Source organism: Streptomyces sp. CNT372 (assembly GCF_000377145.1).
Genome location: NZ_KB897776.1, coordinates 254,135 through 275,557 on the forward strand (window position 1 = coordinate 254,135; position 21,423 = coordinate 275,557).

At 75.3% G+C, this 21,423-nt stretch carries 15 protein-coding genes; 4 read left to right on the forward strand and 11 right to left on the reverse strand.

Annotation, left to right across the window (positions count from 1 at the left end; translation table 11 throughout):
• Positions 1-22: 22 nt before the first annotated feature.
• From C593_RS0101045 to ku, 11 genes are all read right to left on the reverse strand, one after another.
• Complete coding sequence (locus C593_RS0101045) at positions 23-1,144, reverse strand: site-2 protease family protein (protein WP_026277240.1); 1,122 nt, start codon at positions 1,142-1,144, stop codon at positions 23-25.
• Positions 1,145-1,227: 83 nt separating this feature from the next.
• Complete coding sequence (locus C593_RS0101050) at positions 1,228-2,325, reverse strand: lantibiotic dehydratase C-terminal domain-containing protein (RefSeq protein WP_018845449.1); 1,098 nt, start codon at positions 2,323-2,325, stop codon at positions 1,228-1,230.
• Complete coding sequence (locus tag C593_RS0101055) at positions 2,322-5,147, reverse strand: lantibiotic dehydratase (protein ID WP_078521082.1); 2,826 nt, start codon at positions 5,145-5,147, stop codon at positions 2,322-2,324. The genes C593_RS0101050 and C593_RS0101055 overlap by 4 nt, the downstream gene beginning before the upstream one ends.
• 33 nt (positions 5,148-5,180) lie before the next feature.
• Complete coding sequence (locus tag C593_RS0101060) at positions 5,181-6,794, reverse strand: SagB family peptide dehydrogenase (RefSeq protein WP_018845451.1); 1,614 nt, start codon at positions 6,792-6,794, stop codon at positions 5,181-5,183.
• A gap of 87 nt (positions 6,795-6,881) precedes the next feature.
• The gene (locus C593_RS0101065; protein ID WP_037744476.1) at positions 6,882-8,903 is read right to left on the reverse strand and encodes a TOMM precursor leader peptide-binding protein; all 2,022 of its coding nucleotides are present in this window, start codon (positions 8,901-8,903) and stop codon (positions 6,882-6,884) included.
• Entirely contained in the window at positions 8,890-11,328 is a 2,439-nt protein-coding gene (locus C593_RS0101070; protein ID WP_018845453.1) for a TOMM precursor leader peptide-binding protein, read from the reverse strand. Before C593_RS0101070 ends, C593_RS0101065 begins: the two co-directional genes overlap by 14 nt.
• Positions 11,329-11,332: 4 nt before the next feature.
• Positions 11,333-13,108 carry an AfsR/SARP family transcriptional regulator gene (locus C593_RS0101075; RefSeq protein ID WP_018845454.1) on the reverse strand — a complete coding sequence of 592 codons (1,776 nt, stop codon included), beginning with the start codon at positions 13,106-13,108 and terminating at the stop codon, positions 11,333-11,335.
• An 8-nt stretch (positions 13,109-13,116) separates the two neighbouring features.
• Positions 13,117-13,431 (reverse strand): hypothetical protein, encoded by a 315-nt coding sequence (locus C593_RS0101080; RefSeq protein ID WP_018845455.1) that lies wholly within the window; start codon positions 13,429-13,431, stop codon positions 13,117-13,119.
• A 792-nt stretch (positions 13,432-14,223) separates the two neighbouring features.
• A complete protein-coding gene (locus C593_RS0101085; RefSeq protein ID WP_018845456.1) occupies positions 14,224-14,955 on the reverse strand; it encodes a DUF7873 family protein in 732 nt (243 codons plus the stop codon).
• Positions 14,956-15,085: 130 nt separating this feature from the next.
• Positions 15,086-15,160, reverse strand: a complete 75-nt coding sequence (locus C593_RS33530) for a 50S ribosomal protein bL37 (RefSeq protein WP_391140459.1) — start codon at positions 15,158-15,160, stop codon at positions 15,086-15,088.
• 165 nt (positions 15,161-15,325) lie between these two features.
• Positions 15,326-16,348, reverse strand: a complete 1,023-nt coding sequence (gene ku / locus C593_RS0101090; protein WP_018845457.1) for a non-homologous end joining protein Ku — start codon at positions 16,346-16,348, stop codon at positions 15,326-15,328.
• A 41-nt stretch (positions 16,349-16,389) separates the two neighbouring features.
• Between ku and ligD the strand changes: the two genes are divergently transcribed.
• From ligD to C593_RS0101110, 4 genes are all read left to right on the forward strand, one after another.
• On the forward strand, positions 16,390-17,265 hold the full coding sequence (gene ligD, locus C593_RS0101095; protein ID WP_018845458.1) for a non-homologous end-joining DNA ligase: 876 nt from the start codon (positions 16,390-16,392) through the stop codon (positions 17,263-17,265).
• Entirely contained in the window at positions 17,262-18,206 is a 945-nt protein-coding gene (locus C593_RS0101100) for an ATP-dependent DNA ligase (protein ID WP_018845459.1), read from the forward strand. The genes ligD and C593_RS0101100 overlap by 4 nt, the downstream gene beginning before the upstream one ends.
• Positions 18,207-18,306: 100 nt before the next feature.
• Entirely contained in the window at positions 18,307-18,738 is a 432-nt protein-coding gene (locus C593_RS0101105; protein ID WP_018845460.1) for a hypothetical protein, read from the forward strand.
• Between the two features lie 580 nt (positions 18,739-19,318).
• Positions 19,319-21,403 carry a hypothetical protein gene (locus C593_RS0101110; protein WP_018845461.1) on the forward strand — a complete coding sequence of 695 codons (2,085 nt, stop codon included), beginning with the start codon at positions 19,319-19,321 and terminating at the stop codon, positions 21,401-21,403.
• Positions 21,404-21,423 lie beyond the last annotated feature (20 nt).

Here is a 21,423-nt window from a genome sequence, read left to right on the forward strand (position 1 = left end):
GGGGCTCTCCTTGATCATGGGGCTAGACGGCCGTCAGCAGGTGGTGGACGAGGGCCGCGACGGCGGCGGCGAGCACGCCCAGGACGAGCAGCGTGCCCAGTCCGTAGGCGGTGTAGACGGTGCGGGCGCGTCGGGGGTAGCGGGCGGCGGCCGGATCTCGCCGCAGGGCGAGGCGGAGGTAGTCGCGGCTGGAGGCGGCGAGTTCGGTGGCGCCCGCGAGCTGGGCGGCGATCTTGTAGCCGTCGAGCGGCGGGAGGGGGACCAGCATGGCGAGGGCCTGGACGCTGCCGAGGAGGAGCAGTCCGGCAAGGGCGTCGCGGGTGGCGGTGTCCAGCGGCGCCCACCGCCACAGTGCGAAGAACGGCAGCAGGAACAGCAGGTTCATCACCGCACCGGCGAGGGCGGTGGCAATCCGGTGCCAACGGGTGCGCAGATAGAGGTAGTTGTCCACGGTGCAGTACATGATCACCACGGGGAGCCGCCACCGCAGGCCGATCCCGGCGACCCGGCCGCCGAAGTGGCGGGCGACCACGCCGTGCGCGAGTTCGTGCAGGGCGGTGCTCAGCCAGAGCAGGCTGGCCGCCGCCGTCAGCAGCACGGGGTTGCGGAACAGCTCCACCGTCGCGGTCACCAACTCCCCTGCGCTCAGGACGAGTACGACCTCCATGGCGAGGACGGCCGCCAGCAGCGGGACCGTCCACAGCGGGTGGAGCAGGAAGCCGGTGGCGCGGTGCAGCCGGGTCGCGGTGGCGTCGGCGTCCGCGACGAGGCGGAGGGTGCCGCGCAGCAGGGTGCGCGGCGGGGCGGGAGCGGGGGCGGGGGCGGGGGCCGGGGCGGGCGCGGGCGACCCCGCGAGCAGGCCCCGGGTGCCGAGCATCCCGAGGAGCTGCCGCCAGTTCTCCTCGGCCAGGCGGCGCCCGTAGCGGCTCGCGTACTCCTCGCCGATCCCGGCCAGGGTGCGGCTGCCGTCCATCCGGGAGATCAGGAAGGACTCCTTCTCGCCCACTTTGAAGGAGTGCCCCCCGGCCGTGTCCTTGATCAGGCGCACGGTCCCGGGGCCGTGCAGCAGGGCGTCGCTGACCAGGACGCCGTCCCGCAGGGCGGGCCGGTGGGCGGCGAACGCCTCCGCGCGGGCGTGCGGCACGCGGGAGGCGTCCGCGCGGGCCGCCTCAGCACGGGACGCGTCCGCGCGGGCGTCCCGGGCTCGGGGCGCGTCCGGTCCCGCCGTCACGGGGACTCCCGCAGACAGCGGCCGAGGACATGGGAGAGATACGCCTCGTCGCGGATGGTCACATGGAGCCGGTTGTTGGTCATATGCATGTACGGGGAGAGGAGCAGCGGGAGGGCGGCGGCCGGGTCGGTGACCCGCTCGTCCCGTTCGCCGTCCCAGGAGCGGAAGACCAGGTCCCCGTCTGCGGCCAGCTTCCGGGCCCGGTCCCGCAGTTCGGCGCAGTGTCCGGCCCAGCCGGCCAGGAACGCGGGCAGCCTGCCCGGCTCCCCGTCGGCGACGGCGGCCCGGACGGCGGCGAACCGGGCGGCCAGGCCGGGGGCCATGGCGGCGTAGTTGCGGTCGTACTCGTCGCTGCCGATGAAGCCCGTGCCGGGGAAGGCGCGGTGCCAGAACTCGTAGTAGCTGTCCAGGTAGTCGGCGAGTTCGGCGTCGCCGGGCAGGAAGGCCCCGGACATCACCATCATCAGCTGGGCCGAGGTGCCCAGCAGGACCGTGCGCAGATGCAGGTTCTTGGTGCGGAAGGCGTCCACGACCAGCTCGCTGGAGTGGCGGAAGTGCCACTCGGCCAGCTCGATCCCGGCCGGGCCGCCGTACTTGCCGTACTCCGGTTCGTACGGCTCGGCGCTGCGGGAGTTGTTGGGGCGCAGGTTCATCCGGCCCCGGTCGTCGAGGTAGGGGGCGCGTTCGGCGCCGGGGAACTCGATCTCGAAGAGGGTGTTGTAGAAGTCGTTCAGGAACCCGGCGTCCACCTCGTAGAGGGCGGGCCGCTCGCTGAGGAAGCGGTCGATCGCGGCCTCCGTGCGACGGCGCACCTCGGGTCCGGCGGCGGGCGAGGAGGGGCGGACGCGCAGGCGGACGTGCGGGCCCTCCAGCCAGTAGTTGATGAAGAACCAGTTGGCGAGCAGGCCCTCGGCCGCCAGTTCGTCCACCAGGGGGCGGACGCACTGGAGGAGCAGGGGGCGGGGGTTGGCGGCGTAGAAGACATGGGTGGCCTGCCAGGCCCCGGCCCCGGGGGCCGGGGGCTGCGCGGCGTGGGCCGGGGGCGCGCCGGGGGCCGGGGGCTGCTTGCCGGTGGGGGCGGTGGGGGCGGTCATCGGACGCCCTCCTCTCGGGTCTCGACGGCGAGCTCGGCGACGTGCCGGCCGCGGCCGGTGGTGACGTGCAGCTCGTCCTCGTCGGGCAGTGCCTCCCGTAGCACCACCCGGGCCGCGGGGCTTCTGACCAGGGCTTCGAACGCGGCCAGCGACAGCGGGCTGTCGAAGTCGAGGTACTGCGGCTTGGCCCCTGTCGCGCCTCGCGCGCCGCTGTCCGAGACGGTGGCGAACACCCGGTCGGGCAGGCCGTGGGCGCGGCGGAAGCGGTGCCAGCCGAGGAACCAGTCCGCGTCGGACCCGCCCGGCGCCCGGAGCGGCAGGGCTGTCGCGGGCGCGCTCCAGCTACGGCGGCTCAGCACCAGGCTCCCGTGGCGCACCCGGGGGCGGGAGGTCACCCCGTCCGCCGGCTCGCCCTCCGGGACACCGCCCCACACGTTCAGCGGGGCCATCGAGGTGGGCGAGAGGAGGAGCAGGGTGCGGGGCAGCTCGGGCAGGGCGAGCGGGACGAGATAGCCGAGGTACACGGGCACGACCTCGCGGCCGAGCCGGGCCGAGCGCAGCACGAGCCGGTCGGCCTCCTCGTCGTGCTCGACGAACAGATCGTCCAGCCCGATGCGGAACTCCGGCTCCAGGGTTCCCTGTTCACCGGGACAGACGATCTCGTACGGGGTGAGCCGGCCGTGCAGGTTGAGGTTGCTGGTCACCGGTCCGCCGGTGACCTCCGCGAGGACCGCCCCCGGCGGGCAGGCACCCGCCGAGGCGGCGAGCAGATCCTCGGCGAGGCCGTCGAAGCAGTGGGTGAACCGGCTGAACGGGAAGGACAGCCCGCCGTAGGACCGGTTGAGGACGAGGAGCGGGTCCCCGGGGCGGTCGGCGAGCTGGAGGTGGTGGCTCATCGGCGCGAAGCGCGGTGCGATGCCGTCCAGTTCGGCCGCGACCGCGTCCAGGGCGGGGGTGTCCAGGGTGATTTCGGCGGTGCCGGGCGGGGCCGCGTCCCACAGGGCCCGCATCCGGTCCACGAAGGCGAGACGGGCGGTGTCCAGGGCCTTGAGTTCGGGCTGTCCGAGCCAGTTCTCCTCGGGTACGTAGCGGCCTTCCTCGTCGAAGGCGGTGCGCCGGGCCGTGAACGACATGTACTGCTCGAAGAAGTCCTCGTGGAAGTCGTGCACCAGCTTGAGCAGGTCCTCGCAGCGCCCGCCGCGTCCGTGGCGGGCGAGGAAGAAGCCCTTGAGGATCAGCCGCTGGGGCAGGGTGAGGTCGAAGGCGGGCAGGACGCGCTCCACGGCGGCCAGCGGCGCGGCGGCGAGCCGGCCCCAGGTGCCTGCGTCCAGGGGGCCGGTGCGGCCGGCCGCCGCGTCCTCGTACAGCACGGTCTGCGGGACCCTGGCCTGCGCGGTGCCCAACTCCTGCTGGATTGCGCCCAGTTCGGCGCGGAGGGCGCCGAGGATCGCGGGCCGCTCCGCCGGGGCGGCGCGTGCGAAGCGGTCCACCTGGTCGACCGGCCCGTCCAGCCGGGCGGCCAGCGCGTCCGCCCAGGGCCGGGCGACGGAGCGCAGGGACGCCCGGAAGGCGCGCAGCGGGTCCGTGTCGTGGACCTCGGTCCGCAGGCAGGGCACCTGGATCATGCCGACGTCGAGCAGGGCCTCCAGGTAGCGGTCCACCTCCCCGGCGTCCGCGCCGTGCTCGGCCGCGAGCCAGGCGGCCAGCTCGCCGTGGCGCACGGTGCCCCGCTCCTCGAACAGGCCGAGCAGCCGCTCCAGGGCACCGCTGCGCCGCAGGAAGAACAGCCGGTCCTTGACGGCGTCGAAGGTGACGGCGGTGTCCTCGTCGCCCGCCGTGACCCAGCGCCGGACGTAGCGGACCCGGTCGTCGTCGCGGCCCCAGCCCGAGGCGAGGGAGACGGGCAGGTCGGCGCGGCGGGCGGGGTCGGCGAGGACGGCGTCGGCGAGGCGGCCGAGGGCGGCGACGTTGAGCCGGGCGTGGCCGGTCCACTCCTCGGCCACGCGCAGCGCCAGACCGTCGGCGGCCGGACGGTCCGAGGTCGTCGCGCGGCCCGGGGTGGCCGGACGGCCCGGTCCGTCGGCACCCGGCTCGTCGGCGCCCGGCTCGTCGGGGGCCAGGCCGTCGGGGGCCGTGTCGGCGATCGTGCCCAGGGCAACCCCCGTGAACGTGGAGAACGGGCTGGTCTTGCACACCGTCCGGTACAGATACGAGAGCAGCGAACGCTCGATCTTGCGCCGCTTCTTGTCCGGGACGGCCCCGGGCGCGGCCTCCGTCGCACGCACATAGGCGCCCAGCTGGGCGTCCAGCGCCGGCGAGGCGAGGAGCAGCCCCTTGCGCAGCCGCTCCTCCCCGGCCAGCCGGCAGAGCGCGGCCCGGCTGCGGCCGGTCTCCTCCGCGAGCAGGGCGACCCCCTCCTCGCGCCGCCGCTCCAGCCGGCGGTGGTCCTCCAGCCAGGCGGCCAGGGCCCGGCCGGCCGCCTCGTCCAGGTCCGTGACCAGGGCGAGTGCGCCGTCCGCGTCCCCGGGCAGCCGCCCGTTGAACACCTGCCGGCGCAGCGCGAGGAGCCGGCGGCGGACGCCGTCGCCCTCGGTCCGGCCGATCAGCGGGTGCAGCAGATCGCCGACGGCCTCGCCCGCCGCGCGCAGCCGTTCGGCCGCCGTGTCCACCTCGTCGGCCCAGCGGCGGCTCGCGGGGCAGCGCAGCTCCCGGACGCTCTCCACGGGCAGTCCGGCCACCCGGAGCACGAACGGCGCCCTCCCGGCCCCGGCCCCTGCCCCTGCCCCTGCCAATGTCGGTGTCGGTGTCGGTGTCGGTGTCATCGTGGCTCTCCCCCTCCTCCCGGGTCCCATCGGTCAGGCGATCTCGTGGCGGAAGTCGGCGGCGCCGGGCCGTTCATGGCCGATCAGCATGATCAGCAGCGGGGCCTCCCCCGTTTCGTCCAGGCCGAGTTCCTCGATGTAGGAGACGTTGTCGAAGCCCAGCGCCACCCCGCAGCCCAGCTCCAGAGCGGCGGAGGCGGTGTAGACGGCCTGGGACACGGCGCCGACGGTGGCGTTGACCAGGCGGTATCCCCGGTCGCCGACCACGTCCAGCACTGCGCGGGTGCGGACGGTGGGCACCAGGACGGCCCCGGCCTGCTCCAGGTTGTAGTTGGAGAGGAAGTAGTTCTTCTGGAGGAAGGCGCCGGGGCGTTCCTCCTTGAGCAGCCGCAGCCCGCGCGCCTCGGGGTCGTACTCGTAGGAGCCGGGGGCCAGGCCCTCGACGTGGTTGACGAAGGCGTACAGCTTGGCGAGCGGGACGCCGTCCTGCCCGGTGGCGCCCCAGCCGGTGCCGGTGTCGCCGCCGAGCCGTGCCCCGGCCGTCGCGGCGGCCAGACAGGCCGACAACTGGCCTCCGCTGACGGGCCGTTGCGCGTCGAAGCGGCCGAAGCTGCTGCGCCGGCGGCGCAACGCGGTGCGCACATCGGTGTCCAGCGGGCGGGCCGCGGGCAGCGGGACCGCGGGCCGGTCCGCGCGGGCGGGTGGCGCGGCGGCGGGGGCGAGCGCTCCGGGTGCGGGGCGGGCGGCGGCGTCCTCGGCGGTGGCGGTCTGCATCGCGCGCACGGCGTCGAAGGCGAGGACCGTACGGGACCGCTCGACGTCCCGGTGCCGTACGGCGGCCGGGACGGGCCGGGAGCGGTGGGGCGTGCCCTGCCAGCGCAGCGGGACCACGGCGAAGATCCCCTCCTCCTCGGTCCGTACGCCGAGCAGCCGGGCGAGGCGCTCCTCGTCGAACCACATGACGGGCTCGACGGCCAGGCCCCGGGCGCGCGCCCACATCCGCCAGGTCCCGACGACGGTGCCGATGTCCATGCTCACGGCGTGGAAGGAGAAGCTGTTGTACTTGAAGGCGTTCTGCCAGTACTTGACGCCGAGGACCAGGTACTGGCCGGTGTCCGCGCCCGGTGCCCCCGCCCCCAGTGCCTCGCGGACCTCGCCGGTGACGTCCCCGGTCAGCAGGCGCTGCATCGCGTGGTGGCGGGTCGCGTAGTAGTGCACCCCGGGCGGGACGGGGCCGCTCGGCCCGGACACCCAGTAGACGCTCACGGGGTAGAGACCGCCGCCGGAGGCCGTGCCCCGGGACCAGTTGGCGAGCGGGTAGAAGGGCAGGGCGCCGAGGTCGGTGTTGGCCTGTACGCCGAGCCGGCGGCCCGTCAGCCCGTAGGAGTCGCGCAGCATCCCGGAGAGCGCGGCGAGGTCGAAGCGACCGCCGCCGCCCGGCTCACCGGTGTCCGGCCCGGCGCCGAGGCCGCGGTCCAGGGTGGCGTCGGCGGGGTAGCCGGACGAGGGCAGCGGGAGGGCGTCCGTGCCCGGGTAGAACTTGGTCCTGCGGGGGCTGTCGGACCAGTTCGGGACGAAGTCGGCCGGGGGCATCGGGACCCGGCCGCGCTGCATGATGGCGGCGGCGTAGTCATGGGCGTACCCCATGGGAACTCCTCGGTGGCGGTCTCGGGCGGGGCGTCGGGGGCGGGCGTCGGAAACGGAACGGGGCCGGGGCCGGGGCCGGGGCCGGGGTCAGGGGAACGGATGGGGCGCGGGGTTGAAGTCGGCCGGCTCCAGGTCCCGTTCGCGCAGGCCCGCCTCGCGCAGCGCGGTCCGCAGCCGGGGCATACCGAGCGCGCGCTGCCGCGTCCAGCCGAAGTCGATGGGCAGCAGCCCGGGTACCAGGACGCTCACCGTGTGCAGCCCCAGCCGCCGCTGCTCCGGCATGGTCTGGTCGACCACGACCACGTCGAACCCGGCGTCCGCCACGGCCCCGACGCAGGCGCTCAGGTCGTCCCGGAGGTCGTCGGAGACGGGCAGCACGGGATGCCCCGGGCGGGGGGCGGAGGGGCCGGCGGGGGTGTAGCCGTCCGCGGCGGCGGTGTAGCGGTCGGCGAGGGAGTGCTTCGGGGGGCGGGGCTCGCCCGGTTCGCCGATCAGGAAGTGTGCGTGGTCGCCCATCTCCGGGATGCCGTACGCCAGGGGGTGGTCGTGCAGGGCGGCCACCTTGCCGAAGTCGGTCGCCATGGCCCGCAGCCGTGCCTCGTCGCGCTCGGTGCGGCCCTGGAGGTTGACGGCGTCGGTGGCGATCTCGCAGAGGGCGCCCGCGAGGGCCGCCTCCGGGTCGAGCCCGGCGCCCGCGCCGAAGCACATCCGTCCGAGGCCGCCGTCGGGCCGGACGGCGACGCCGGTGACCACGGGCACGGGGAAGGTGATCCGGGTGTCGAAGAACCGGGCCTCGTAGCCGTACATCTCCAGCCGGTCCACCATCTGGCGGGTGGCACGGCGGGTGCTGGTGCGCGGGTCGATCTCGGGCAGGGGCTGCCGCCCGTACCAGGCGAGCAGGAAGGCGTCCCGCTCGACGACCTCCATCAGGCCGAAGTAGGCGGCCTCGGCCAGGCTCCCGCCGGAGGCGCAGCCGTTGGAGGACTCCTGGACGAAGCGGTTCTCCAGGCCGGGCGCGTGGTAGTACGTCAGCACCTCGGGGACGAGGACGGGCGCGCGGTCGCGCAGGGACCAGCCCCACACCCAGGGGATCTCCCGGTCCGGGGTGAACGGCGTGACCCGGGGGTTGGCCCGGTGGAAGTCGGGCGAGTAGAGCCCGCACACGCGCGGGTCGAGGACGCGTTCGCCGCGGGCGGTCAGCCCGTCCAGGCTGTCGACGACCCCGGCCCGCCTGGCGCGGGCGCGCATCCCCGCGTACCGCTCCAGTCCCTCCAGCACGCCGATCCGCACGCTCTGCGCGAAGGTGTCGGCGTGGCCGCCCCAGAAGGTCTCGCGCAGGTACTCGCCGGAGCGCAGGGAGAAGCAGCCGATGGTCGCGGAGGTGGAGAGCGAGGTGACGTCGTGGACGACGGAGGGGCCCAGCGAGCCGCAGACGGGGTTGGCGTAGGGCTCGACGGGCAGCTCGTAGTCGGCCAGGTCCCGGACCCGGAAACTGCCGGGCCGGTGCTTGGGCGCGGGCCGCAGATCGAGGACGGCGGACGCGGCGGTGTCCTCGGCGATCTCGCCGCAGCGGGGGCACTCGGAGTCGGGGACGAGGGGGTAGTGGCGCACCTGGAGGGTGCCCAGGTCCACCAGGTGCACCGCGGGGAAGGCCCCCTCGGCGGGGCCCCGGCCGCTGAGCCGGGCGGCGATCAGCCCGGCGAGGGCGTCCGCGGCGAACGGGGTGACGTACGGGGACTCCCCCGCGGCCCGGGTGCCCGAACCGAGCTCCAGCGCCTCCCGCAACGGGACGGACCGCACGGCCTGCCAGCGGCGCTCCAGGCAGGTGGGGCACGGCTGTTCCGCGCCGCCCGCGGCCCCGGGAAAGGGGCCGACGACGGCCTGCCGGCCGTAGAAGCGGACGGGGACGGCGGATGTACGGGGGCGGGCCCCGGGCCCGGGCGGCTCCCCCGGGGCGGCCGGGCCGAAGGCGTCGCCCACCCCCAGCGGGGCCACGTCCAGGGCCGCGGGGACGCCGTGGGCGGCGAGGGCGGAGCCGATGCGGGCGGACAGGGCGTCGGCCGAGGAGGCCCACGCGCCCGGGGCGGGGGCCGTGTCAGCGACGGACATCGGCGCCGCCCTCGGCGTCGTGGCCGGCGCCCGCCCCGGCGGGGCCGCCCTCCGCATCGCCGTCACCGGCGGCGACCGCGCCCCTGGTGACCAGGACCCGGCTCGTGCTGACCCCGCAGGCAGCCAGGTCCGCAGGGGTCGTCGGGACATGGAGCACGTCCCGGCCCGCCGCCCGCAGCCGGTCCAGCAGCGCGTCGAAGGTGGTCGCCTCCGTGCGCACCGGGCACGCCGTCGCCTCCGTGACGGTGACGGTCCCCGCGGCCAGGTCCGGGACCAGGGGCAGGCCCGGGTCCATCGCGTACGACGGTTCCTCCGCCGCGAGTTGCGCCTGCCCGAGCAGGTCCCGCAGCGCGTCGCAGGCCGCGTCCCGGCGGGTCAGGCCCGCGCCGAGGGCCCAGCGGCCCGCGCCGCCCCTCTCCCGGGCCAGCACCGCGTAGGCGCCGGACCGCTCGCCCTCCCCCAGGTCCAGCAGCTCGGCCGAAGTCTCCAGATTGGCGGCGGACTTGGTGAGGAACACCAGCTCCGGGTCGCCGTCCGGGCCGCCCACCGGCCGGACCCGGGTCGCGCCCCGCAGCGCGCGCAGCAGGGCGTCGTGCGCCAGGGCGGAGAGCAGCCCGCGGCCCGCCGCCTCCTGCGGGTCGGCGCCCGCGCCGCTGCCGGCCCCGGTCGCCAGGTGCAGCCGGTCCCGGTTGAGCGCGCCGAGGGTGCGGACGGCGGCCGCCGGCACGGCCACCTGCTCCTTGGTCAGCAGGGAGGTCGCCGTCGCCCAGGCGGTGACGGCGTCCACCGCCGTTCCCGTGCCGCCGCCGGTGGTCAGCGCGTCGGGCGCCAGGCGGACGGCCGGCGTCGCTCCGTCCCCGCCCCCAAGACCGGCGGGGACGAGGGGGACGACGTGCTCGACGTACGCCTCCGCCGCCGCGTACAGCGCCCGCGTCCGGGCCCCGGCGAGATGGTGCACGTCGAAGGCGGCGATCGTCCGGCGCGGGCCGTCGCCGAAGGCTACCTCCACCCGGGCGACCTTCAGCGGGGTCTGGGTCAGCTCCTCGTCCCGGTACCGGGTGAAGACGCCGGTGTACGGGCGGACGAGGGCCGAGCTGATCCGGTTCAGGCCGTCGACCAGGTCCTCCGCCTCGCGGGCGGTCTCCACGGTCGGCGTCGCGGGCAGCGTGAGCGCGGCGGGCGGCGCCTGCCGGGAGTCGTCGGCGGCGGTCCGCGCGGCACAGCGGCGGCAGCGCGGGTGGGGCCGGACGGGTTCGGCGACGACGTCCAGCGAGGCGAGGTCCTGGAGGAGGACCTGCCCGTCGGTCTCGGCGGGCAGCGCGCCCGTCGCCAGGCGGAAGACCTCGTAGCCGAGCAGGTTCCCGGACATCGCGGCGACCGGCCCGGTGAGCGGGCCGGCTCCGGTCGCGCCGGGTACGGCCCCCGCCGCGACCTCGCTCCACAGTTGGGCGGCGGCCGCCGCGTCGGTGTTCGCGCCGAGCCGCAGCAGGGCGCAGGACCAGCAGCCGGTGGAACCGGCGGTGGCCAGCGGGCCGATGACGGACCGGTCGCCGAAGGTCCACGCGGGGATCAGGGTCCGCCCCTCCGGGACTCCCTCGGTCAGCAGCCGGTGCGTGTGCGCGGCGGCGCCCTCCCCGGTGAGGACCACCACGTCGTACGCGGCGAGCGCGTCCCAGCCGGCGTCGGCGGCGACCCGGTCGACGCGCACGGGGCAGCCGTCCCCGGTCGCCTCGGCGGCCTCCGCGCGCACCTCGTCGGAGTCGGCGGCGACGGCGACCCGGGCACAGCCGTTGCGCACCAGGGCCAGCGCGCACCAGCGGGCGGTCTCGTCGTCGCCGAGGACCGCGACCGCGGTGGCGCGGAAGCGGGCGAACCGCTCGGGCGCGCCCTCGGCGTAGTGGTCGGCATAGGCGATCTGGGCCGCGTATCTGCGGTGGACGGCCGCCTCCTCGCCGGTGGCCGGCACGGCGGTGGCGTCGGCCTCGGGGACGTCCCGGGCGAAGGTGCGGTGGTAGAGGGTGCGCACGAGTTCGGCGGCCATGGCCCGCTGGGCGGGGCCGAGACCCGCGCACAGCTCGGCGAGGGTGTGCTGCCCCGTCAGGTGCGGGACGAGGAGGGCGGCGAAGCGGTAGGCGGTGCGGCCCGTGAGGTGGAAGCCCCCGTCGGCGTTGTGGAAGAGGACCCCGCCGGGGGTCTCGGTGAACAGCACGTCCCGCCGGATCCGGGGCCGGGTCCCGGCGAGCGCCTGAAACGACCGGCCGGCCGCGCGGGCGTGGTCCGGAGCCGCGCCCGCGTCCGGCGCACGGCCCGTGCCGGCACCCGCGCCCTCGCCCCTGCCCGCGCCCGCGTCCGGGCCCCCGCCCGTGCCGGTGCCGTCGCCCGCCGCGGTGGGGGCGTCGTGGGCCGTTGCAGCCGTGTCGGCCATGTCGTCACACCTTCTCTGTCGGTCGGGTACGTTCGGCGATGCGTCGCGCGTATCTGCGCAGCAGGTCGTGCATCCGGTACGGGCCGGGCGGGCCCTCCTCCAGGAAGCCGGAGTCCGCCAGCCGTTCGAGGACCTCCTCGGCGTCCGCGCGGTCCGTGCCCAGCGCCGGGGCGCCGTCCTCGGCGCGGAACCCGGCGGCGGGGAGTGCGCCCGCCCGGACGAAGGCGTCGGCGAGCCGGGGGTCGAGCCGGTCCAGGGCGCTGCCGAACGCCCCGTCCACGGAGAGCCCCGGGGAGTCCGTGAGCGAGAGCCGGCCCAGCGGGTCCTCCGCGAGCCAGTCGGCGCAGTCGGCGAGCCGCAGCTCGGGCCGGGTCAGCAGTCGTGCGGCGGCGATCCGCAGGGCCAGCGGGAAGTGGCCGCACAGCTCCGCGATCCTCTCCGCCGCCTCCGGTTCGCGCGCCACGCGTTCGGTGCCGAGCGAGGCGAGCAGCAGCCGGTACGACTCCTCCGGACCGAGGACCGAGAGCCGGTGCACCCAGCCGCCGTGGGTGGCGATCAGCCCGGCGAGACCCATCCGGCTGGTGACGATCACGGCCCCGCCCGGCCCGACGGGCAGCAGCGGGCGCACCTGGTCCGCGTCCACCACGTCGTCGAGGACCAGCAGCGACCGCTCGCCCGGCGCCCGGTCCCGCAGGGCCGCCGCCACCTCGGCGGCGAGGTCCTCACCGGTCCGCGGCACACCGTCCTTGCCGGACGCGCGCACCAGGAACCGGCCGGCCGGGAAGCTGTCCCGGACCAGATGGGCGGCCTGGTGGGCGAGGGCGGACTTGCCGATGCCGGGTGCCCCGGACACCAGGACGGTCACCGCCTCGTCGCGCACCTCGGTGAGCCGGGCCGTCATCGCGGACAGCTCGTCCGCCCGGCCGGTGAAGGAGGGCACCACCGGCACGGCCGTCACCGGGGAGGGCGGCCGGGGCGCGGCGGGGGCGAGGGCGTCGGCGGGCCGGGCCGAAGGGGTGCGGTCGGTGGCGGCCGGCCCGAGGTCGTCGCCCCGCAGGATCGCCAGTTCCAGGCGGCGCAGCGCCGGGGAGGGGTCCACGCCCAGCTCGTCGAGCAGGTACTCCTTGACCCGCCGGTACTCGGCGAGCGCCTCCGCCTGCCGGCCGGTCCGGTACAGGGCCTCGATCAGCTGCTCGTGGAACCGCTCGTAGCCGGGGTGCGCCCGGGTGACGCTCCACAGTTCGACGAGCGCCTCCCCGCAGCGTCCCAGGGAGAGTTCGAGGTCGCAGACGCGCTCCACCGTGCGCAGCCGCTCCTCGGCGAGGCGGGGGACGGCGTCCCGGTGGAGGACGTCGGAGCGGACGTTGGCGAGCGGCGGGCCCTGCCACAGGGACAGGGCGTCCTTGAGGAGCCGCAGTTCCGCCTCCGGTTCCCGGATGGCTCCGGCCGCCTGCCGGACCTGCTCCCGGAAGCCGATCAGGTCGAGGGTGCGCGGCCCGGCGGTGATCCGGTAGCCGCCGGGCACCGCCTCGATGGGGACCCCGGTGACCGCGTGCTTGGCGAAGAGCCGGCGCAGACGCAGGACACAGGTCTGCAACGCGGCCTTGGCGGTGGCGGGTTGCTCCTCGCCCCAGATGGCCTGTTGGAGGTAGTCGGCGGACACCACCCCGTTCGCGTGGAGCAGCAGCGCGGCCAGCAGGTTGGTGGGCTTGGACGGTTGGAGGACGACGGTGTCGGGACCGTCCGCGATGCTCAGCGGCCCGAGAAGCTGAAACCGCACGATGCGGCCTAGTCCCAGCCGTTGACCAGCTTGCACACCGGCAGATCGCCGGCTGGGGCGGGCAGCCGGGCGGCGACGGCCTCCCAGCGGGCGCAGAGCTCGTCGGCGATCTGCTGCGGGACACCGTGCGGTGCCTGTGGCAGGCGGGGCAGTTGCGGCAGGTGGGAGGAGACGGTGGTGGCGGTCGCGCCGGTACGCGGGGCGGGGGCCGGGTCGGCCGCGGCGGTGCCGGCCGACAGGGCGAGGGCGGCGAGCGACAGCGTCAGCGCGGCGGCGGCGCGGACCCAGCGGGCGGACTGATTGGAACAGGAAGGGCCGTTCATCGTTCCCCCTGGTCGTCTGGGTGGACTTGCTCCACGTCGCTCGACGTGGCTCGTCGTGACTCGTCGTGGCCTGACGTATCTCGACGTGGTTTCGGCCGGGCGGACCGGCCGACTGGCCGGATCGGACCGACCGCTTCGACGATGCCAGGGGACGGCGGGGGACAGGCCGCCCGGCGGTGTCAGCATCCTGAACCGCCGTGTCAGCTTGGTGACACGGCGCCCATGGTCCGGACCTGGGAGGCGGCGGGGCGGGCCGCGGGTCCGCACCTGCGGCGCGGCGCGGCCGTTCCGGGGCCGGACGTGGCGGGACCCGGGAGTCGTATCCAGCTCCCGGGCCCCTGGGGATGCCACCCCGTTGCGCACGCCGGCGGCGTTGAAGAGGACGGATCAGGCGTCAGGCCGTCGTGTTCTGCCTTTGAACTACCGCACCACGCAGAGGTGCAGGCGAGAGTCGAACTCGCATCCGACGGCGTTCGTCCGTCCCCGGTCGATCCGGCGATCGGTGGCGATGCTGAAGCTTGAGCGAGAGTCTGAACGTGATCACGGCTGCCTCTGCCGGTTGGGCCACCCCGGCCCATGTGCCGGGGGAAGGACTCGAACCTTCACTGTCACCGTGGTGGTCAGGCTGAATCTCAGTTTCAGCTTGCGCCCATCGCACGGGCCGGTCCTCAATTCCGGCCCGCGCCTGTTGCGCACCCCCGCGCTCGCACGCGGGGGCATTCGTGGGGCGCCCCCGCAGGGGCGCCGGCGGCCTCGCGGCCTCGTGCCGCGCGGCCTCGTGGCCTCGTGGCCTCAGCCGAAGAGGTAGCCGAACACCGCGTCCCCGACGCGCCGGTCGGTGACCTCGGAGCCGTTGGCCTCCTCGCGGGCGAACTTGACCGCGTGCTGGAGCTTCTCGACCCGGTCCACCAGCTCGTTCACCTTGCGTGCCGCGAGGGCGCCGGAGAACTTCACGGTGGTCCAGTAGCCGATCGGCACGTCCTCGTAGTAGACCTCGACCTGCGCCGGGTGCTTCTCCGTGGCCTCCGCCTTGACGTGGTTGCGCGGGACCTTCTTGGTGCGGATGGTGCGCACCGGGTCCGTCTTCCACCAGTCGGTGGACGGGTCCAGCGTCCAGGTCTCGGCCGCGTCCAGGACCGGGAGCTTCTTCACGAAGGTGTGCAGGTCGGTGAGTTGCTTCTCCAGGAAGAGGAGGTAGCTCACGGGCGCGTCCGCCACGACGGTGCGGCCGTCGACCACGACGTCCGCGCGGGCCTCGCAGTTCGCCCAGTCCTTGGTCGCGGTCACGTCGAACAGCCTCGTCAGCGAGGCGGCCATCTCCCGCAGCACGTCCTCGGCCTTGACCTGGACACGGGTCGACTCGGGCGGCAGCTGCTCGCCCTCCTCGTCCTTCGGCTGGTACGTACGCGAGATCCCGGCCAGCAGCGCGGGCTTCTGCACCTTGTGGTGCGCCGCCGTGACGTCCTGGTACGACTTGCTCTTGACGCCCTTTTCGACGGCGATGATCTGATTGAGCTTCGCCACTTCTCCCCCTTCGAACACCCCCGAACCTAGCCCGGACAGAACCGGTTGTCCCGCGATTTACCGCCCGCCCCGCACGCGGGAGCCGGGCCCGGACTCCGGACCCGGCTCCCGCACCTGCTGCCAGGGGTGTCTAGCTGTTGGGGCGCTTGCCGTGGTTCGCGCGCCTCTTCTTGCGTGCCCTGCGCTTGTTGCCTCGCTTCGACATGAACGTCCTCCCTCGTGGATCAGGGCCCTCCTGGATCGGGGCCCCCGCGGATCGGGGCGTATCGGACACCGCCAGTCTAGGAGCGCGGGCCGGACCGTGCAGGGGGAGCCCCGCCCGGCCCGCACCGCGCAGCGGGAGCCCCCGGACCGCCCGCCCGATGGGCCCTCAGGCCGAACTTCGCCTGCGCGACGCCGTCTTCTTCGCCGTGGACTTGGCCGCGCTCTTCTTCGCGGTGGACTTGGCGGCCGTCTTCTTCGCGGCGGTCTTCTTCGCCGTGGACTTGGCCGCCGTCTTCTTCGCGGCGGTCTTCTTCGCGGTCTTCGCGGTGGACTTCTTGCCGCCCGCCGCCTTCGGCTCGGAGCGCCCCTTGATCGAGTGGACCTCCGCGACGTCCCCGCTCTCCCCGCGGGCCTCCTTCGCCGCCCGGACACTGCCCTCCAGGGCGGCCATCAGGTCGATGACCCTTCCGCCGCCGCGGTCCTCGGGGGACTCCTGCTCGGGGGCCGTCACCCCGCCCTCGACCTTCTTGGCGATCATCTCCTCGACCGCCTCGCGGTAGTCGTCGTGGAGGGAGCCGATGTCCACCTCCCCCAGGGTGTCCATCAGGGCGTCCGCCAGGTCCAGTTCGGCGTCCCGCACGGTGACGTCCGCCTGCGGGGCGACCCCTTCGGGCGCCCGGATCTCGTCAGGCCAGAGCAGTCCGTGCATGGCGATCACGTCGTCGACGACCCGCAGCATGCCCAGGCGCTCGCGGCCGCGCAGGGCGAACTTGGCGATGGCGACCTTGTTGCTCCGCTTCAGGGCCTCGCGCAGCAGGGTGTAGGGCTTCGCGGCGGGGACCCCGTTGGCGGAGAGGTAGTAGGCGGCATCGATCTGGAGGGGGTCGATCTCGTCCGCGGGCACGAAGGCGACGATCTCGATCGTCTTGGCGGTGGGCAGCGGCAGGGCGGCCAGGTCCTCGTCGGTGATCGGGATCATCGAGCCGTCCGCGTCCTCGTAGGCCTTGCCGATCTCGGCGGAGGACACCTCCTTCTCCTCCAGTTCGCACACCTTGCGGTAGCGGATCCGGCCGCCGTCGGCGGCATGGATCTGACGGAAGGAGACCGAGTGGCTCTCGGTCGCGTTCACGAGCTTGATCGGGATGCTGACCAGCCCGAAGGAGATCGCACCGTTCCATATCGATCGCACGCTTCATCCCTTCCATCCCGGAATCGTGGGATTCTCATCGTATGACGCCGATCACAGAGGTGGCGGGGCGACGGCTGGCGCTCACCAACCTGGAGAAGGTCATCCACCCGGCGACGGGCACGACCAAGGGCGAGATCGTGCACTACTACGCCGTCGTCGCGGACGCCCTGCTCCCCCATCTGCGTGACCGGCCGGTTTCCTTCCTGCGCTACCCGGACGGGCCCGACGGCCAGCTCTTCGTCACCAAGAACCCGCCACCCGGCACACCCGACTGGGTGCGCACCGCCCCCGTGCCGCACTCCGACGACCCGGGCGCCGTACAGGTGGTCCTCGACGACCTGGCCTCGCTGGTCTGGGCGGGCAACCTGGTCACCGAGCTGCACACGCCCCAGTGGCGGGCCGGGGAGCCGGGGATCGCCGACCGGATGGTGTTCGACCTGGACCCGGGACCGCCCGCCGGCGTCCCGGAGTGCTGCGAGGTCGCCCTGTGGCTGCGCGAGCGCCTCGCGGCGGACGGGCTGGCGGCGTACGCCAAGACCTCCGGCTCCAAGGGCCTGCATCTGCTGGTCCCGCTGGCGCCCACCCCGTCCAGGGAGGTCTCGGCGTACGCGAAGGCCCTGGCCGTGGAGGGCGAGGCGGCACTGCCGGGACTGATGCTGCACCGGATGGCCCGCGCGCTGCGGCCGGGCAAGGTCTTCGTGGACCACAGCCAGAACGCGGCGGCGAAGACGACGGCGGCCCCGTACACCCTGCGCGCCCGCCGGGAGCCGACCGTGTCGGCGCCGGTGACCTGGGAGGAGGTCGAGGAGCGGCGGGACCTGGTGTTCCGGCTCGGGGACCTGGCGCCCCGGCTGGAGCGGCACGGGGAGCTGATGGCCCCGCTGTGCGATCCCGGGCAGGGCGGGCGGCTGCCGTGAGCCTCCCGGAACCGCCGCTGCGGGTCGCGGCGGCGGAGACGGTGACACAGCTGCCGCGCGGGGCGGGGCTGGCGTACGAGCCGAAGTTCGACGGGCACCGGATGGTGGTGTTCGTGACCGGCGGGCGGGTGCTGCTCCAGGCACGTTCGGGACGGACGGTGACGGCCGCGTTCCCGGATCTCGCCGAGGCGGCGGGGCGGCTGCCGCAGGGGACGGTCCTGGACGGCGAGGTGGTGGTGTGGCGGGACGGGCGCACGGACTTCGCGGCCGTGCAGCGCCGGGCGGCGGCGACCCCGGGCAGGGCCCCGGCACTGGCCCGTGCGCTGCCCGCCTCGTACGCGGCGTTCGACCTCCTCGCCGAGGACGGCGAGGATCTGCGCCCGCTGCCGTACGCGCGGCGGCGGGAGCGGCTGGTGGGGCTGGTGGGGCCGCTGGACCCGCCGATCCAGCCGGTCCCGGTGACCCTGGACGCGGCGGAGGCGGCGGACTGGTTCGAGGCGCTGCCCGCGATCGGCGTCGAGGGGCTGGTGATCAAGCGGACGGACCAGCCGTACCGGGGCGGCGCCCGCGCCTGGCGCAAGCTGCGGCACACCAGCGGCCGGGACGCGGCCGTGGTGGGGTTCAGCGGCCCCGCGGCGCGGCCCGTCTCGCTGGTGCTGGTGCTGCCGGACGACGACACGCCGGTGGTGTCGAGCCCCCTCTCCCCCGCCCTGCGGGCGCAGGCGGCCGTGGCAGTTGCGGGCCGGGAGGCGGCCGGGGGCGGCACGGCCCCGGCGGTGGGGCTGGGCGAGGTGGCCTACCGGAGCCTGCGGCCGGGGCTGGTCGCGGAGGTGGACACGGTGACGACGCGGCACACGGTGGCGACGGTGCGGCGGCTGCGCCTGCCGGAGGAACTGGACCCGCCACCGGATCCCGCGGCTCCCGCGAATCCCCCCCGTTAATCAAGTTTGACTAGCTACTCGCGCGGGCAGTACAGTCCACGACATCGACTGATCAAACTTGATTAGTTAGCCAGGACCCCGGCAACCGTCAGGAGACCGCATGACCCTGCTGCCCGACACCGGCTACACCCCCACCGCCGAGGACCTGGCGTCCGTCGAGGAGTGGTTCGCCGCCTACGACACCGCGAGCGGAGCCCGCGACGTGCAGCGGATGGCCGATATGGCCGTCTTCCCGCTCAACCTGGTCAGCGACGACTCGGCCGGCGAGGCCGCCACCGCCCAGTGGGACCGTGAGCGGTTCGTGGCGACCATGACCGGAGTGATGGGCGACGGGAGCGAGGACATCACCTTCACCTCCACACGGACCCCGGTCTTCCTCTCCCCCGCCATGGCCGTGGTCTTCACGGACTCGGTGATGACGGCGGACGGTACCGAGCAGCGCCTCCGGTACGCGGACATCCTGGTGCGGCGCGGCGGCTCCTGGGCGTTCCAGACGATGATCCAGGGCGGCTGGGGCGACAACCTCCGCTGAGCCCGGGGGCGGCCGGCCCCGGCCGCGGCCCGGACGCGGGAGCGGGCCCGCCCCGGACGCGGCCGACCCCGGGCGCACGCTCCGCCGGGCCCGATCCCGCCGCGCCCCCGCGCACGGGGAGTCCCGCCCTTGCGCGGGGGCGCGGTCGCCTGGCTCGATGCGGATGGCCGGAGTGACGAAGGTCCCGCCCCGTGCGCGGGGGCGCGGGCCCGGCCGCTCGCGCCGGGGGCGCCTTCCCGGCCGCCCGGAGGGGCGCGCCCCCGGCGGCCGCCCCCGATTCCCCCGTGAGCGGGACATGGAACCACCCTGATCCGGCCGTTGTGCGGGCGGCACGCGGTGACACCGGCGGTGCCCGGAAGATCCCGTTACGACACGACCCGTCCGTGCCGCCGTCCGTGCTTCGCGCCCGATCTCCCCGCACTGCCGTCGCCCCGCCCGCCCCAGGAGCGGCAACGGCACCCCGGGACGATGGCCGGGCGCACACCGGGACGGCGGGATACCGGCCGCCCGGTCGGTGTGGTGGGGCACACTCTCCCCAGGCACAAGGACGCCACAAGAGTTCTTGGGATGGGGGCATTTGGTGTTCGCGGGGATCGACGAGGTCGACTGGGCGGCTCTGGAGCATGCCTACGGCCCGGCCGGCGGCGTGCCGGAGTTACTGCGTGGCCTGGCCTCCGCCGATCCGGCGGTGCGGGAGAACGCCCTCGACGGGCTGTACGGCACCGTGCACTGCCAGGGCGAGGTCTACGACTCCACCCTCGCCTGCATCCCGTACCTCATGGAACTCGTGGCCGACCCCCTGGTCGACGACCGCGGGCCGATCATCGAGCTGCTGACCAGCATCGGCGGCATCGATCTGGACGGCGACGACGAACTCGACCCGGAGAGCGAGGAGTTCGAGGGAGCGGCCAACTACGCCATGGCGGCCTCCGCGGTCACGGCGGGCGCCGAGGTCTTCCTGGAGCTGGCCGGCGACCACGACCGGGAGGTGCGGCTCGTGGTGCCCCTCGCCCTGGCGAGCCTGCACGGCGACCCGGTCCGGGTGCTGCGCCTGCTCCGGGACCGGCTGGAGGCGGAGGCCGACGACGAGGTGCGCCTCGCCTGCATAGAGGCCGGCGGGCGGATCGGGCTGCGCCACCGCGACCTCCTCCCCGAGGTCGTCGAATGGCTGTCCGCCGTCACCTCCTCCGGCTGCGGCGCCGGTCTGCGGCTCGGCGCCCTCGCCCAGATCGCGCGCAGTTCCCCGGCGTCCCTGCCGGCCGACGTCGTCCCCTGGGTGACGGGCGTCCTGCGGGAGATGCGGGCGGCGCCGGTGGTCCCGGCCTCGTCCGTCGACACCCTGCCGGGCCTGCCCCCGGCCGGCGGCCGGGACGCCGGCCCCCTCGGCTCCGACCAGGTCGCCCCCTGGACGGCAGGACTGCTGCGGACCCTGCACGCGGGGCTCGGCGACCGGGTGGACGACCGGATCGGCCTGCTGGCCGACCAGTTGTGCAGCCCCGACCCGGGGCAGCGGATCGACGCCGTCCGGATGAGCGACGGCCTGCTGCGGACCTGGCGCGGTTCCTACGACGAGCTGGTGGCGCTGCTCGGCGAGCAGCTCACCGACCGCGACCCCCGGCTCCGGGAGACCGCCGCCGCCGTGCTGGGCAGCCTGTTCCAGCTCGCCGCGCCCGCGACCGACGCCCTGCTGGAGTGCGTCGAGGCCGACCCCCGCGCCTGGGTGCGCACCCAGTGCGGCGGCCCCGCGCGGCTCGCCACACCCGTGATGGCCCTGATGCGGGCGGGCGACGCCCGGGTGGTGCCGGTCCTGGCCCGCATCCTGGGGCGCGGTGACGCGCCGGGCGATCTGGCCCGCTCCCTGGACCGGCTCGGCACGGCCGCCGCGCCGCTCGCCCCGGCCCTGTGCGACCGGCTCGCCCGCGTCGATCTGGACGAGCGGCTGTACGACGAGGCCGGGCCGCTGCTGCGGGGGGTCTCGGTGCTGGGCGCGGCCGAGGCGGTGCCCGCCGTGCTGCGGGTGCTGCGCGGGGCCCCGGCGTACGGGCGGGACCTGGTCGCCGACCGGGTGCTGCGGGCCCTGACCGCCTTCGGCCCGGTGGCGGCCGAGGCGGCGGACGAGCTGCGGGGGCTGCTCGGCGGCCCCGGGCGCGGCACGGGGGCGGGGCTGCCCGCCTCGGTCAGCGCCCGGGCGGCCGGTGCGCTGTGGGCCGTCGGCCGGGACGCGGGCCCCGCCCTCCCGGTGCTGTGCGAGGTGCTGGCCGGGCGGGACGAGGGCGCGCGGCGCACGGCCGCGACGGTCGCGGGCACCCTGGGTCCGGCCGGTGCCGCCACCGCGCCCCTGCTCACCTCGCTGCTGCGCTCGCCGGAGCCGTGGACCCGGGTGGAGTCGGCCGCCGCGCTGTGGCGGGTGACCGGCGACCCGGGCCGGTCCTGGCCGGTGCTGCGCCGGGCCTGGGACGAGCTGCCGCACGCCCGGCCCCGGGTGGCCGCCGCGCTGGCGGAGCTGTCTCCGCGCGGCGCGGAGGGCGCGGACGCCCTGGTCGACCGGGAGCTGCTGTCACCGCGCCGGCACAACGCACTGGACGGGACCGCGGACACGCATGACATCTTTGCCGACGAGAGACTGCTGGCGCTGTGCCGCCAGGCGGTCACGGGCACTCCGTGACCGTGCGGCCCGGACACCGT

Excerpts from the sequence above, each read along its gene's own strand:
- C593_RS0101050 (WP_018845449.1), bottom strand. The coding sequence starts at position 2,325 with ATGACCGCCCCCACCGCCCCCACCGGCAAGCAGCCCCCGGCCCCCGGC.
- C593_RS0101055 (WP_078521082.1), bottom strand. The coding sequence starts at position 5,147 with ATGACACCGACACCGACACCGACACCGACATTGGCAGGGGCAGGGGCA.
- C593_RS0101060 (WP_018845451.1), bottom strand. The coding sequence starts at position 6,794 with ATGGGGTACGCCCATGACTACGCCGCCGCCATCATGCAGCGCGGCCGG.
- C593_RS0101065 (WP_037744476.1), bottom strand. The coding sequence starts at position 8,903 with ATGTCCGTCGCTGACACGGCCCCCGCCCCGGGCGCGTGGGCCTCCTCG.
- C593_RS0101070 (WP_018845453.1), bottom strand. The coding sequence starts at position 11,328 with ATGGCCGACACGGCTGCAACGGCCCACGACGCCCCCACCGCGGCGGGC.
- C593_RS0101080 (WP_018845455.1), bottom strand. The coding sequence starts at position 13,431 with ATGAACGGCCCTTCCTGTTCCAATCAGTCCGCCCGCTGGGTCCGCGCC.
- ligD (WP_018845458.1), top strand. The coding sequence starts at position 16,390 with ATGACGCCGATCACAGAGGTGGCGGGGCGACGGCTGGCGCTCACCAAC.
- C593_RS0101105 (WP_018845460.1), top strand. The coding sequence starts at position 18,307 with ATGACCCTGCTGCCCGACACCGGCTACACCCCCACCGCCGAGGACCTG.